The organism is Novosphingobium sp., from assembly GCF_041915465.1.
In the GTDB taxonomy this organism is placed as follows: domain Bacteria; phylum Pseudomonadota; class Alphaproteobacteria; order Sphingomonadales; family Sphingomonadaceae; genus Novosphingobium.
In genome coordinates, this window is record NZ_JAYSBK010000004.1 from 24,546 (window position 1) to 37,997 (window position 13,452).

Annotated in this window: 13 protein-coding genes; 12 read left to right on the top strand and 1 reads right to left on the bottom strand. The window is 64.1% G+C overall.

Annotation, left to right across the window (positions count from 1 at the left end; genetic code table 11):
* Positions 1-13: 13 nt before the first annotated feature.
* The 12 genes from ACE3SN_RS01640 (at position 14) to ACE3SN_RS01695 (ending at position 12,228) form a co-directional block, all read left to right on the top strand.
* Complete coding sequence (locus ACE3SN_RS01640; RefSeq protein ID WP_374526994.1) at positions 14-1,024, top strand: dihydrodipicolinate synthase family protein; 1,011 nt, start codon at positions 14-16, stop codon at positions 1,022-1,024.
* Between the two features lie 63 nt (positions 1,025-1,087).
* Complete coding sequence (gene gtdA, locus ACE3SN_RS01645; protein WP_374526995.1) at positions 1,088-2,140, top strand: gentisate 1,2-dioxygenase; 1,053 nt, start codon at positions 1,088-1,090, stop codon at positions 2,138-2,140.
* Positions 2,137-2,832 carry a fumarylacetoacetate hydrolase family protein gene (locus ACE3SN_RS01650; protein WP_374526996.1) on the top strand — a complete coding sequence of 232 codons (696 nt, stop codon included), beginning with the start codon at positions 2,137-2,139 and terminating at the stop codon, positions 2,830-2,832. The genes gtdA and ACE3SN_RS01650 overlap by 4 nt, the downstream gene beginning before the upstream one ends.
* Positions 2,829-3,482: a maleylacetoacetate isomerase gene (maiA, locus tag ACE3SN_RS01655; protein WP_374526997.1), complete on the top strand. Its 654-nt coding sequence runs from the start codon at positions 2,829-2,831 to the stop codon at positions 3,480-3,482. Before ACE3SN_RS01650 ends, maiA begins: the two co-directional genes overlap by 4 nt.
* Before the next feature lie 199 nt (positions 3,483-3,681).
* On the top strand, positions 3,682-3,969 hold the full coding sequence (locus tag ACE3SN_RS01660) for a hypothetical protein (protein ID WP_374526998.1): 288 nt from the start codon (positions 3,682-3,684) through the stop codon (positions 3,967-3,969).
* A gap of 26 nt (positions 3,970-3,995) precedes the next feature.
* Positions 3,996-4,829, top strand: a complete 834-nt coding sequence (locus tag ACE3SN_RS01665) for a protocatechuate 3,4-dioxygenase (RefSeq protein ID WP_374526999.1) — start codon at positions 3,996-3,998, stop codon at positions 4,827-4,829.
* Positions 4,826-5,440: a 2-hydroxychromene-2-carboxylate isomerase gene (locus ACE3SN_RS01670; RefSeq protein ID WP_374527000.1), complete on the top strand. Its 615-nt coding sequence runs from the start codon at positions 4,826-4,828 to the stop codon at positions 5,438-5,440. Before ACE3SN_RS01665 ends, ACE3SN_RS01670 begins: the two co-directional genes overlap by 4 nt.
* A 16-nt stretch (positions 5,441-5,456) precedes the next feature.
* A complete protein-coding gene (locus ACE3SN_RS01675; RefSeq protein ID WP_374527001.1) occupies positions 5,457-6,461 on the top strand; it encodes a dihydrodipicolinate synthase family protein in 1,005 nt (334 codons plus the stop codon).
* A gap of 19 nt (positions 6,462-6,480) precedes the next feature.
* A complete protein-coding gene (locus tag ACE3SN_RS01680; protein ID WP_374527002.1) occupies positions 6,481-7,995 on the top strand; it encodes an aldehyde dehydrogenase in 1,515 nt (504 codons plus the stop codon).
* A 30-nt stretch (positions 7,996-8,025) separates the two neighbouring features.
* On the top strand, positions 8,026-9,066 hold the full coding sequence (locus ACE3SN_RS01685) for a Rieske 2Fe-2S domain-containing protein (RefSeq protein ID WP_374527003.1): 1,041 nt from the start codon (positions 8,026-8,028) through the stop codon (positions 9,064-9,066).
* Positions 9,067-9,146: 80 nt separating this feature from the next.
* Entirely contained in the window at positions 9,147-11,615 is a 2,469-nt protein-coding gene (locus tag ACE3SN_RS01690) for a TonB-dependent receptor (protein WP_374527004.1), read from the top strand.
* A gap of 124 nt (positions 11,616-11,739) precedes the next feature.
* Complete coding sequence (locus ACE3SN_RS01695; protein ID WP_374527005.1) at positions 11,740-12,228, top strand: MarR family winged helix-turn-helix transcriptional regulator; 489 nt, start codon at positions 11,740-11,742, stop codon at positions 12,226-12,228.
* Between the two features lie 109 nt (positions 12,229-12,337).
* Here the strand turns inward: ACE3SN_RS01695 and ACE3SN_RS01700 are convergent, their stop codons facing one another.
* Positions 12,338-13,438 carry an NAD(P)-dependent alcohol dehydrogenase gene (locus ACE3SN_RS01700; RefSeq protein WP_374527006.1) on the bottom strand — a complete coding sequence of 367 codons (1,101 nt, stop codon included), beginning with the start codon at positions 13,436-13,438 and terminating at the stop codon, positions 12,338-12,340.
* Positions 13,439-13,452: the final 14 nt, after the last annotated feature.

Genomic DNA, 13,452 nt, shown 5'->3' on the forward strand with positions numbered 1-13,452 from the left:
GCGGAGAAAAGCAATGGGCAACAATCCCAAACTTCGGATCGAGGCCGAGGGCATCAACGGTCTCTGGCCGATCCTGTGCACGCCGGCGAAGGACAATGCGCCGGACTGGTCGCAGAGCGATACGGTCGACCTCGACGAGACGGCCCGCGTGGTCGAGGCGCTGATCGAAGCGGGCGTCGACGGGCTGCTGAGTCTCGGCACCTACGGCGAAGCGCACAGCCTCCTCTGGGAGGAAAAGAAGGCCCTTGTCGGCTGCATCCTGGAGACGATCCGGGGGCGCATTCCCTTCTTTGCCGGATCGACGGCGCTCAACACGCGCGAAGTGGTCGCCCAGACGCGTGCGTTCCACGACATGGGCGTCACCGGGACCATGCTCGGCGTGCCGATGTGGTGCAAGGCCGACGTGCCGACCGCCGTGCGCTTCTATCGGGACGTGACCGAGGCCTGCCCGGATACCGCGTTGGCGATCTATGCGAACAGCGAGGCGTTCAAGTTCGAGTTCGGCCGGCCGTTCTGGGCCGAGATCGGCAAACTGCCACAGGCAGTCGCGACCAAGTATCTCGGCATCGGGATGCTCGCGACCGATCTCGAACTCGCACCGCGCCTGCGCTTCCTACCGACCGAAGCCGATTACTATGCCGCCGCGCGGATTGATCCCGAACGGATCACGGCGTTCTGGTCGAGTGGCGCGTTGTGCGGTCCGGCGACGCAACTGGCGCTGCGCGACCGCGTCGCGGATGCCAGGCGCACTGGCGACTGGGCACCGGCCAAGGCCGTGGCGGACAAGATCCGCGCGGCCGACGACGGCCTGTTCCCGAACGGCAGCTTCGCGGACTTTTCCAAGTACAATGTCGGGCTCGAGAAGGGGCGGATGAACGCTGCCGGCTGGATGAAGGCCGGTCCCTCGCGCCCGCCCTATCATGTCGTACCCGAAGCTTATCTGGAAGGCGCGCAGCGCTCGGGGCGGGCCTTCGCGGCGTTGCACGCGGAGTTCTCGGCGCAAACGGCGGCCGAACTGGCATGAAGACGAAAGATCGCACGGGCGCGGTTGTGCCCTGGCGGGGTGTCGCGGGGAGGGGAAAGAGGAATGTCCGCAGTTCTCGATAACGACCGCAAGGCGCAACTGGCCGGGCTGTATGAAGAAATGCAGCCCGACCATCTCTTCCCCCTGTGGGAAGTGCTGGCGAAGCTGGTCGTCCCCGAGCCGCAATCGCCGGCCATGCCGGCCCGGTGGTCCTATGAAACGATCAGGCGCTTCCTGCTGCGTTCGGGCGACCTGATTTCGGCCGAGGAGGCCGAACGGCGCGTGTTGATCCTCGAGAATCCGGGGCTGCCGGGGCAGTCGGCGATCACGCCGCGACTCTATGCCGGCCTGCAACTGATCCTGCCCGGCGAAATCGCGCCCTGCCACCGGCACAGCCAGTCGGCGCTGCGCTTCGTGATGGAAGGCGAGGGCGCCTATACGGCCGTGGACGGCGAGAAGGCGTTCATGAATCGCTTCGACCTGATCCTCACGCCCAACGGCCGCTGGCACGACCATGGGCACCCCGGCAACAAGCCGATGATCTGGCTCGACGGGCTCGACATCCCGATCGTGCGCTACCTCGACGCCGGCTTTTCCGATCGTCTCGACCAGCCGAGCTTTCCCGAAAGCGCGCCGCCCGCGAGCACGCAGATGCACTATGGCCGCAACATGCGCCCGGTTCGCTCGATGGCCGCCGCCGACAAAGCGCCCGACGTGCCCTTGTTCCACTATCCTTACGCGCAATGGTCCGAGGCGCTTGCCGCCGTCTCGGCGCATGACGCACCCGATCCTTGGCTCGGCCACGCGCTCGAATTTCTCAACCCGGCCGATGGCGGACCGGTGATGGCGACCGTCTCGGTCGGTGTGCGGCTGATCCCGGCGGGCTTCGAGACCGGCCTGCGGCGCTCGACCGAAGGCGCCGTCTACGTCGTGGTCGAGGGGGCGGGACAGGTCGAGGTGGACGGCACGGCCATCGAACTGGCCGCTGGCGACATCGTCGTCGTGCCGAGCTGGTGCGCCGCGCGCTGGCAGGCGCGCCAGCAGCTCGTGCTGTTCACCTATTCCGATCGCGGCGTGCTGGAAAAGCTCAAACTCTACAAGGAAGCCCTTGCATGACCCTTCTGTTCGCGCCGCCGCCGCCGGTTCTCGTGCCGACCTCCGACGGGCATGACTATCCCGTTCGGCGCATATTCTGCGTAGGCCGCAACTATGCGGAGCACGCCCGCGAGATGGGATTCGATCCCGATCGCGAGCCGCCGTTCTTCTTCACCAAGTGGGCCGAGACCGTGGTCCTGTCGGACGCTGCCGTGCCCTATCCGCAGGCGACGTCGGACTTCCAGCACGAAGTCGAACTGGTGGTGGCGATCGGGAGCAGCGGTCGCGACATTCCCGTCGATGCGGCGCTCGACCACGTCTGGGGCTATGCCGTCGGGCTCGACATGACCCGGCGCGATCTGCAGATGGCCGCGCGCGCCAAGGGGCGGCCCTGGGATACCGGCAAGAACGTCGAGGCGTCCTCGCCGATCGGCACGCTACATCCGCGCGCCGCGCTCGGCGATGCGGCGAGCGGCACCATTGGCTTGACTGTCAACGGTGCGGTCCGCCAGAGAGCCGATCTTTCCATGCTGATCTGGAGCGTGCCCGAGGTCGTGGCCTTCCTGTCCGGCCTGTACCGGCTCGAGCCGGGAGACCTGATCTATACCGGTACGCCCGCCGGTGTCGCGCCGGTGGTTGCCGGCGACGTGCTCGAAGCCAGCATTGCCGGCCTTGCACCGTTGCGCGTCACGATAGCCCCCCCCGCGCCATGACAGGGCCAGTCGCCAACGGCGCCTTGACGCTGCACGGCTATTTCCGGTCGAGCGCTTCGTGGCGCGTGCGGATCGCGCTGGGCCTGAAGGGGCTGGCCTACGAGCAGCGGACATATCGGTTGCGCGAAGACGATCACCGCAGCGCGGAATTCCTCTCGATCAACCCGCAAGGGCTTGTGCCGGCCCTTGAGGTTGGTGGGATGGTGCTGACCCAGTCGCTCGCGATTTGCGAATATCTGGATGAGGCGGTGCCCGAACCGCCGCTGCTTCCTGACGGACTCGTCGAGCGAGCGCTGGTGCGGGCCTTCGCCCAGGTGATCGCATGCGACATTCATCCGGTGCAGAATCTCAAAATTCTGCGCCGACTCAGTTCGCTCTGCGTTGACGATGCGGCGGTGCAGGGCTGGGCGCGCGACGTCATCGGCGACGGACTGGAGGTTTGCCTGCGCCTTCTGCCCCGGGAACGCGGGCGCTTCTGCTTCGGCGACTCGCCAACGCTCGCGGACATCTGCCTAATTCCGCAGATGGCAAATGCACGGCGCTTTGGTGTCGAAATGATCTGGCCCGCTCTCGAGAGCATCGAACAGCATTGCATGGCGCTGCCTGCCTTCGCCGATGCCGTTCCCGGTCAACAACCAGATTGCGAATAATATCAAGCCATAACGATATATTACGAATCTGTCGGGGCAGCTGGGCATCGAGAAAAATATGTCAGGAAACCATATGGTCAGGTAACCTTTCTATATTGACGAAAGGACCGGAACTGGGGTAATCTTGAACAGTAGGAAAGCCGCCCTGGCTCGCATTGGAGCCGACAAGAACAAGGGCGGACGCTGGAGGAGGATGGCTGTGAGCAGCTATACGATTGAGAGCATTCTCTTTTCCCTGCAGTCGGATCCAGACTTCATGGCGCGGTTCAAGGCCGATCCTGAAGCCTCGATTCGCGACTATCCGCTGCGCGACGACGAAAGACAGGCGATCCTCGATTGGGACGTGCGGGCGATGTCGGATGCCGGCGTCAGCGCCATGTTGCTGATGGTCGCCTTTACCGCGCTCAACGGCCAGCAGGCGATGCCTGACTACATGCGGCGCATGAACATGCCCCCCTTGCGGCAGATCGCCAGCGTAACGGCATAAGAATAAGGCGGAGAAGGAAACGGGAAATGGCTCAGATCGTCGGTGGCTTCATTATGCCGCATGCACCCCACTCGGTGGCGACGCCACCGGCCCCGCCGCCGCAAGATAAGTTGGAAGCGTGCCAAGCGGCATTCGATCGGGTCAAGGAGCGCATACGGGAACTGGAGGTCGATACCGTCATCGTCATCGGTGATGACCATTACACTTTGCATGGCCCACACTGCATTCCGTCGGTCCTGATCGGGATTGGCGACGTATCTGGGCCGGTTGAACCATGGCTCGATGTACCGCGCGTACCGATCGTGAACAACGAACCGCTGGCGCGTCACATCATGAGTCATGGCCACAATCATGGTGTGGACTGGGCCTACGCGAAGTCGATGGTTCTTGATCACAGTTGCTATGTTCCATGGCATCACGCGATCCGCGGACTGGACGGCATCAGCATGATCCCAGTCTATCTAAACGCGGGCGTCGATCCGCTGATCCCGACGCGCCGGTGCTACGAAGTCGGTCAGGCAGTTGCTCGCGCTGTTGCCGAATATGAAGGCGCGGACCGGGTCGCGATCTACGGTACTGGCGGCATGAGCCACTGGCCAGGAATGGCGCGGATGGGGCAAGTCAACGAGGAATGGGATCGCCATCTCGTCGAATTGATCCGGGGCGGCGACGTCGAGGCGCTGATCGCACTGTCCGATCAGGCAATCCTTGCCGACGGCGGCAACGGCGGGCTCGAGCTGAAGAACTGGGTTTGTGCGATGGGCGCCTTCGGCGAATGCACCGGCGACATCATCGCCTATCAGGCGATGTATGAATGGGTGTGCGGTTGCGCCTGGGCGGAACTGAAGGAGGCCGCATGACCGACATTGTCTTCTATTTCGATTTCGGCAGTCCCTACGCCTATTTCGCCCGGCACAAGCTGGTCGAGATCGCCGCGCGGCATGGCTGCGGGATCGACTATCGTCCGATCGACCTGAAGCGCGCGAAGCTGGAGAGCGGTAACAATGGCCCGCCGACGGTGGCAATCCCCAACAAGCTGGCTTTCGCGAACAGGGATTTCGCGCGCTGGGCCGAACGGTATGGGGTGCCGTTCAAGTCGATCGGCGGGATCGAGGGCGTGCGCGAGCTCAATATCGGCGCGCTTTATGCGCTGAACCGGGGGCAGGGCGCGGCCTATATCGAACGTGTATTCGATCATTGCTGGGGCCATGGCGGCCGGCCGGACGACCAGGCATTCGTGGCCGGGCTGATCGCCGACATGGGCTGGGATGCCGACGATTTCCGCGCTTTCGTGGCCAGCGACGCGGCTGCCGCGAAGTACGAGAGCGTATTCCAGCTTGCCGTGGCCGATCACGTGTTCGGCGTGCCCGCTTTCGTGATCGGCGACGAGCTGTGGTGGGGCAACGACCGGCTGTTCATGGTCGACGAATACCTCGCCGAACGGGCGCCAGCGGTTCAGGCCGCCGGGTAACATTCTGGAGAATGCAATGACGAAGCGCCTTCGCGCCCCTGCCGACATCAATGGCGTCTGGGCCATCATTCCGACGCCGGCCACGCCCGATGCGGGGGATTGGCGCGCGACCGACACGGTCGACGTCGACGAGACCGCGCGCATTGTCGAACTGCTGATCGAGGGCGGCATCAGCGGCATCCTCTCGATGGGAACGCTCGGCGAGTGCGCGACGCTGACCTGGCCGGAAAAGCAGAAGTTCATGGCGGCGCTGGTGGAATCGGCGCGCGGACGCGTGCCGGTCTTTGTCGGCACGACCGCGAGCAATACGCGCGATACGATCGAGCAGTCGCGCTATGCCTATGACCTTGGCGCCGATGGCACGATGCTGGGCCTGCCGCATTGGTGTGCGATCTCGTTGCCCAACGCCGTGCAGTTCTATCGCGACGTTGCCGAGGGCGTTCCCGACCTCAACATCGCCGTCTACGCCAATGTCGAGGCGTTCAAGTTCGACTTCCCGACGCACTTCTGGGCGCAGATCGCCGACATCCCGCAAGTCGTGACGGCCAAGTACAGCGGCCCCGCCACCCTGCTGCAGGATCTCCACGCGGTGCAGGGCAAGATCAAGTTCCTGCCCAACGAATACGCCTATTACGGTTGCGCGCGCATGGACGACCGGATCGACTCGTTCTGGTCGAGCGGCGCGGTCTGCGGTCCCAACGTCGCGATCAGGCTCTACGATCTTGTCGCCGAAGCGCGGCGCACGGGCGACTGGAGCGCGGCGCAGGCCTTCGCCGGACGGCTGGGGCCTTCGGGAGCAGTGCTGTTCCCCGAAGGCAGCTTCAAGATCTTCTCGACCTACAACATCGCGCTCGAGAAGGTCCGCATGGCGGCGGGCGGGCTGATCAATCCCGGCCCGGTGCGCCCGCCCTATCGCATCACGCCCGAGCCCTATCTGCAGGGCGCGCGCCGCTCCGGCGAAATGTGGGCGGAAATCTCGAAGAGTCTGATTGCCGACGAACAGACCGTCGCGGCTGAGTGAAGCACAGGAAAGGCAGATCATGTCCGAAGTCATGGAACAGAAGGCCCCGGCCGCAGCGAACCCCTTCCAGGCCGAATACGGCCACCTGATCGGCGGCCAGTGGGTCGGTGGTTCGAGCGGCAAGCTGATCGACCAGTTCAACCCGGCGACCGGGCAGTTGCTCGGCCGGATCCAGGCGGGCAGCGTCGAGGATGCCCGCCGAGCGGTCCAGGCGGCAGCCGATGCCTTCCCGGCATGGTCGAAGACCTCGGCGGCGGAACGCCAGGCGATCCTGTTCGAAATGCTCCGCCGGCTGAAGGCGCGGGAAGCCGATTTCGCGCGCATGGAAACGCTCGGCAATGGCAAGCACATCGTCGAATCGACGCACTTCGACCTGGCGATGACCATCGACACGTTCGAATATTTCGCCGGTACGCCGTTCCTTGCCAACAGCGGCGACCTCGAGGCGACGAAGGACTACACGGCGATGATCTTCCGCCAGCCGATTGGCGTGTGCGCGCAGATCATCCCCTGGAACGTCCCGCTGCTGATGATGTCGATGAAGATCGCTCCGGCGCTGGCCTGCGGCAACACCGTGGTGCTCAAGCCTGCCGAAACGACCTCGCTGTCGGTGCTCGAGTTCTTCCGCGAAATGGAGGATCTCATCCCGCCCGGCGTGATCAACGTGCTGACCGGTTACGGCTCGGAGATCGGCGAGGCGCTGGTCACCAATCCGACGGTGCGCAAGGTTGCATTCACCGGCTCGACCATGACCGGCCGCAAGATCATCGAATACGCTTCGAAGAACATCATTCCCCAGACGCTCGAGCTAGGCGGGAAGTCGGCGCAGATCGTCTGCAAGTCGGCCAATATCGACGCCGCCGTCGAAGGCGTGACGGCCTCGACGGTGTTCAACAAGGGCGAGGTGTGCCTGGCTGGGTCGCGCGTTTTCGTGCACGAGGCGGTGCGCGACGAGTTCGTCGAGAAGCTGGTCGCGCAGATCCGCAAGATCCGCATCGGCGATCCGCTCGAGTGGAGTACGCAGCTTGGCGCGATGGCCTCGAAGGCCCAGTTCGAAAAGGTCAGTTCCTACCTCGACCTGGCGCAGGAGGAAGGCGCGGTGGCGCTGACCGGCGGCAGGCCCGCAGCGGTCGAGGGGCAGGAGCAGGGCTATTTCATCGAGCCGACCATCCTCGACAACGTCAACAACCAGATGCGCGTCGCGCGCGAGGAGATCTTCGGCCCCGTCACCAGCCTGCTGACCTGGTCGGACGAGGGCGACGTCGTGCGTCAGGCCAACGATTCGCCGTTCGGTCTGGGCGGCGGCGTGTGGAGCCGCGACATCACCGAGGCCAATCGCATTGCGCGCGGGCTCGACACCGGCTGCGTCTGGATCAACCGCTACTACAACATGAAGTCGGGCATCCCGATCGGCGGTTTCAAGATGAGCGGCTTCGGACGCGAAGGATCGCGCGAAGTGCTGCAGCACTACACCATTTGCAAGTCCGTCGTGATGAGCACGGACGACGAACCCATGGGTATTTTCGCTCACTGAACCGCGGGTTCCATCGAAAGGATCTGATTGATGCCCTTTGTCCAGAACGCCTGGTACGTGGCCGGCTGGAGCAACGAGGTCGGCAAGGAAGCACCCTGGGGGCGTGTGATCGCTGGTCGGCCGATTGTCTTCTATCGTGGCGAGGACGGTTCCGTGGTCGCATTGGAGGACCGCTGCAGCCACCGCTGCGCGCCGCTGTCGAAGGGGCGCGTGGAAGGCGACGCGGTACGCTGCTGGTATCACGGGCTGCTCTTCGGGAACAACGGAGCCTGTCTCGAAATGCCGGGGCAGGACCGGGTGCCGTCGGGCTTCGGGATTCACGCCTATCCGGCCGTCGAGAAAGAAGGCTGGATATGGGTCTGGCTTGGCAGTGCCGCAGCGGCCGACGAGGCGCTGATTCCCGCCTGCGGCCTGGATGAGGGCGGGATCGACTATCGGACCGGTCATCTCGACTACGCGGCGAACTACGAACTCATCAACGACAATCTGTGCGACCTCTCGCACGTCGCTTACGTGCACGAGCAGACGTTGGCCCGCGATGCGACGGACTGGGTGCAGCGCGAAGCGACCTACACCAACATCGACAATGGCGTGGGCGTGGCCCGGTGGATTCCCGGCTCGCAGCCGCTGCCATTGCCCGGACTGCCCGAACGGGTCGACATCCGGTCGAGCTATTCGTTCTACGTTCCCGGCGCGATGTCGCTGCTCATCGCCTACTATCCGGTCGGCACTGCCGCCGCTGTGGAATACGGCGAGCCGCACGATGCGCCGCTGTTCGCGCTGCGCAACGTTCATGGTATCACGCCGACCGACGAGAAGTCGTCGCGCTATCATTTCGGGGTGTCGCTGCCGGTCAATCCCTGTCCGCCCGAAGCGCTCGATGCGGCGATCGCGATGGTCACCTTTGCCTTTGGCGAGGACAAGCAGACGATCGAGGACCAGCAGCGCGCGCTTGACCTGTTTCCCGACGTGGTCCTGCGCAACACGGTTCACGATACCGCGCTCATGCGCATTCGCCGGCTGATTGCCAACCAGATCAAACGGGAGACGACGATATCGTCGGAAGTCTGACTGGGGCTGCGGCGATACGGGTTCTCGACTTTATTCGTCAATATAGACAGGCAGCATGATCATCTGGCTATCTTCCAGAATTGGCGGGAGCCGCGATCGGAACGAAGCAGACATTCCAAGCAAGTGACATTGGGGAGGAAAACGTGGGAAAGTCGATAACAAGTAAGGCATCTTTGACCACCATTGCGATCGCCCTGCTGGCGTGCACGGGGACACCCGCTTTTGCAGAACGGGCCGATGACCAGGCGCCCGTCGATCAGGGTGATCAGAAGATCGAGGAGATCGTCGTGACGGCGCAGCACCGAACGGAGTCTCTGCAGAAGAGTTCGGTCGACCTCGACGTGCTTTCCTCTCGGGATCTTGACCGGGCCGGCATTTCCAGTCCCGATGACCTGACGCGTATTGCGCCGACGCTGACCATCGGCACTGCGGCGGTGTCGCCGCAGATCTATGTGCGCGGCGTCGGCGATTTCGCGGCTACGCAGGTCAACAACCCGGCGATCGCGGTCAACGTCGACGGTGTCTATGTCGCGCGCACGGCGTCGCTCTCGACGCAGATGTACGATCTTGAGCGCGTCGAGGTGCTCAAGGGGCCGCAGGGCACGCTCTATGGGCGCAATGCATCCGGCGGCGCCGTCAACCTCATCACGCGCGGACCCAGGCTGGGCGTTTTCGAAGGCGACGCGAGCGTCGAGATCGGCAATCTCAACGCGCTCAACCTGACGGCCGCGATCAATATCCCGATTTCCAGCGACCTTGCGGTGCGCATTGCCGGCAATCATGTACGCCGGGACGGCTACACGTCGGTGGGTCGCGGTGACGCGCAAACCGACGGCGCGCGCGTGCGCGTGCTGTGGGAGCCGTCGTCGTCGGTGTCGCTGACGGTCAACGGCAGCTATGGCCATGTCGGCGGGCGCGGCCCGGGCAGCGTGATCATCAACGGCCCGCAGGGACTCGATCCCTATACCGACAACACCAGCCCGGCGGGCATCGCCTATGTCGATTCCAAGGTCTATGTCGGTTCGGGCGTGGACCTGCGCCCGCTGGTGACCTCGCCGAATTCCGACGACGCCTTCACCGACATGACCTTCTGGACCGCGTCCGCGAAACTTGTCGCGAACCTTGGTTTCGCCGACCTGACGATCATCCCGTCGTACCAGAACATGTCGGCGAGTTCGTTTGCCTATCCCTTCCTGAAGGTCGGTTTTGGCGCTGGCTTCGGCAGTTTCCCGGCAAAACCGGAGACGTCTGATGCCTATACGCTCGAGGTTCGCCTGTCGCGCGATACCGATCACCTGAAGTGGGTCGTCGGCGGCTATTTCTATGACGAGACCCAGCACCTCCAGTATACCGCGAACGCCGGTCTGCTGCAGAACACGGGCCGCCTGGCGAATTTCGCCACGCGCGCCTACGCGGTCTTCGGCCAGACCACCGTCAGCCTCACCGACACGCTGCGCCTGATCGGGGGCCTGCGCTACACGACCGACCGGCGCGAGATGACGGACGGTGCGACCTATTTCCTCAATCCGTCCTATCTCGGCCTGATTCCGCTGGATCCGACGCAGCCGGTGGGCCCCACCAATCCGCTCGTCCCGAACATCTTCGCCAGCCCGGATCCGAATGCGACGATCCTTGCAGAGACCTATTCGGGGAAGAAGACCTTCAACAATACCTCGTGGAAGGTCGGCGTCGAGTTCGACGCCGCGCCGGAAGTGATGCTGTTCGCAACCGCGAGTTCGGGTTTCAAGGCGGGCGGCTTCAATACCCAGCAGAAGCTCGGTGCGCCCGCCGGCAGCGACGAAGCCTCCTATTTCGAACCGGAAAAGCTCTATTCCTACGATTTCGGGTTCAGGAGCCGAATGTTCGGGGATCACCTTCAGGTCAATGGCGGCATCTACTACTGGAACTACAAGAACCAGCAGTTCAACCTGTTCGCCATCGGCAACCGGGGCAACCTGAGCGTGATTTTCGCCAATGCGCAGAAATCGCGCATGTATGGCGCCTACATCGATGTGGAAGCGCACCCGTGGCGCAACGGCGCTTTCAATTTCAGCGTTGAGTACGACAACGCCAAGTACCTTCAGTTCACCTACCAGACCGCGCAGTTGCTGCCGGGCGCCACGGGCTGCGTCGCGGCGCCGGCCCAGCCGGTCGTGATCGGCCCTTCGGGACCGATCATGGCGGTCGACTGCACGGGCAAGCCGGTTCCGCGGGCACCGCGCTGGGCCGGAGCCGCCGGCTACACGCACACGCTCGACCTGGCCACCGGCGGCTCGGTCGCGCTGCACGGGGACATGACGTTCGCGTCCGCGCGGGAGCTGACGACCGACTTCATCGCGGCCTCGCGTGTCGGCGGCTATGCGCTGTTCAACGCGAACGTCAGTTATACCAGTCCCGACGGACATTTCTCGTTGATGGCCTTCGTGCGCAACATCACCGACCAGGCGCTTTACAACGACGGTGCGGAGCCCAACTATGCGCCGGGCGTCGTCATCGGTTCGATCGGACTGCCGCGCACCTACGGCGCGCGGTTGAGCGTGAAGTTCTAGATGGCGTGTCTATGACGGCACGCTTGTCCGGGGCAAATTGCGCAAGCGGGTGTCCCAGGTTGACCAAAAGCCTGGGACAACGCAGTCTGGCGCTCGTTCGCATTCAGCTAATGATCATGATGTAATGAGCAAGACGGAAAAACCAGCCACTCCAGCCCTTTCGGTCGGCGATCTGGCATGGCGTCATCGCAGTATGGCGCGCCTGATGAACCTGGCCGTCCAGCGCCAGCAGGAGCGCGTGATCGCGCTGATGGTCAGCGCGGGTTACACCAAGATGCGGCTTGCCCACGTCAACCTGACGCGCAACCTCGATCTGGAAGGGAACACGATCACCGAACTGGCGTTGCGCGCGGCGATGACCAAGCAGGCGATGGGCGAACTGGTCGATCAGTGCGAGAAGATCAGGATCGTCGAACGGACGGCCGATCCTAAGGATCGGCGCGTCTGGATCGTCAAGTTCACCGATCGCGGCCTTGACTGGCTGAACGAGCTCAAGAAGGCGGTCGACCGAGTCGAGGCCGAAATGGTCGGCGTCGTCGGCGCGGAGGACTTCCACACGATCGCCGCAGCGCTGATGACCTACAATCGCACCGAGCTTCCGCCGATCGAATAGCGACGGCACGGATGTGAGGCATTGCCAACGTCGCGACCGGACCCGCAGGCGGCTCGCCTGCACCGATCCGGTCGCGACGCCGCTTTCCGCTTCAGTCCCCGCTTTCGCTTCAGTCCATGCGCAGGACGGGCTTGACCGCCGTGCCCTTCTCGGCATCGGCGATCGCATCGTTGATCGCCGCGAAGGAATAGTAGCTGATCAGCCGGTCGAACGGGAATCGGCCTTCGCGCCACAGGCCGATCAGGCGGGGAATGAGCTGCTGTGGATCAGCGCTGCCTTCGACGATGCCCATGACCGCGCGCCCGCCCGACATCAGATAGGTCGTATCGAGATCGAGCTTGCTGCCCGGCGGCATCGCTCCGATCAGGCCGCACTTGCCGCGCGGTGCAAGTGCCGCGACCGCCGTGTGAATCACCCCGAGATTGCCGGTCGTGTCGAGCACGTAGTCGACGCCGACGGGCGAGATCGCGTTGATCGCTTCGAGCACGTCCGACGTGCCGGCATTGATGGTGTGCGTCGCGCCAAGGCTGGTGGCCAGCTCCAGGCGATCCGCGTTGAGGTCCACGGCCATGATCGCCGCCGCGCCCACGACCCTGGCGGCCATGATCGCGCTGAGACCGACCGCGCCGACCCCGAACACCGCGATCGAACGCCCTGCGCGCAATTCGAGGCTGTTGAACACCGATCCGGCGCCGGTCAGCACGCCGCAACCCAGCGGGCCGAGCATGTGAAGGTCGAGATCCTTGTCGACCTTCACGACGTTGCGTTCGTTGCACAACGCGTGGGTCGCGAACGACGACTGGCCGAAGATGTTACCGTGCACCGGACCAGAGGCACCCGAAAGCGGCGTCGAGCCGTCGAGCCGCGCTCCAAGGATGTTGAGCGGAAAGAAGGCGTGGCAATAGCTCGGCGCGCCATCGACGCAGGCGGGACAGCGCCCGCAGCTATTGAACGACATGACCACGTGATCACCCGGTTCGACCGACGTCACCGCCGCGCCGACTCGCTCGACGATGCCGGCGCCTTCGTGGCCGAGGACGGCGGGATGTGGCGTAGGCAGGGCATGGTCGCGCATCACCACGTCGGTGTGGCAGATGCCGGTGCCGACCACGCGCACGAGGATCTCGTCCGCGCGGGGGTCCTCCAGCTCAAGCTCCTCGATGTCCATCGGCGCGTGTGCCGCATGCGTGACGGCAGCCTGAATTTTCATAGCCTTGAGCCTCT

Coding starts and splice junctions, on each gene's coding strand:
- ACE3SN_RS01685 (WP_374527003.1), top strand. CDS start 8,026: ATGCCCTTTGTCCAGAACGCCTGGTACGTGGCCGGCTGGAGCAACGAG.
- gtdA (WP_374526995.1), top strand. CDS start 1,088: ATGTCCGCAGTTCTCGATAACGACCGCAAGGCGCAACTGGCCGGGCTG.
- ACE3SN_RS01650 (WP_374526996.1), top strand. CDS start 2,137: ATGACCCTTCTGTTCGCGCCGCCGCCGCCGGTTCTCGTGCCGACCTCC.
- ACE3SN_RS01700 (WP_374527006.1), bottom strand. CDS start 13,438: ATGAAAATTCAGGCTGCCGTCACGCATGCGGCACACGCGCCGATGGAC.
- ACE3SN_RS01680 (WP_374527002.1), top strand. CDS start 6,481: ATGTCCGAAGTCATGGAACAGAAGGCCCCGGCCGCAGCGAACCCCTTC.
- maiA (WP_374526997.1), top strand. CDS start 2,829: ATGACAGGGCCAGTCGCCAACGGCGCCTTGACGCTGCACGGCTATTTC.
- ACE3SN_RS01675 (WP_374527001.1), top strand. CDS start 5,457: ATGACGAAGCGCCTTCGCGCCCCTGCCGACATCAATGGCGTCTGGGCC.
- ACE3SN_RS01640 (WP_374526994.1), top strand. CDS start 14: ATGGGCAACAATCCCAAACTTCGGATCGAGGCCGAGGGCATCAACGGT.
- ACE3SN_RS01670 (WP_374527000.1), top strand. CDS start 4,826: ATGACCGACATTGTCTTCTATTTCGATTTCGGCAGTCCCTACGCCTAT.
- ACE3SN_RS01665 (WP_374526999.1), top strand. CDS start 3,996: ATGGCTCAGATCGTCGGTGGCTTCATTATGCCGCATGCACCCCACTCG.
- ACE3SN_RS01695 (WP_374527005.1), top strand. CDS start 11,740: ATGAGCAAGACGGAAAAACCAGCCACTCCAGCCCTTTCGGTCGGCGAT.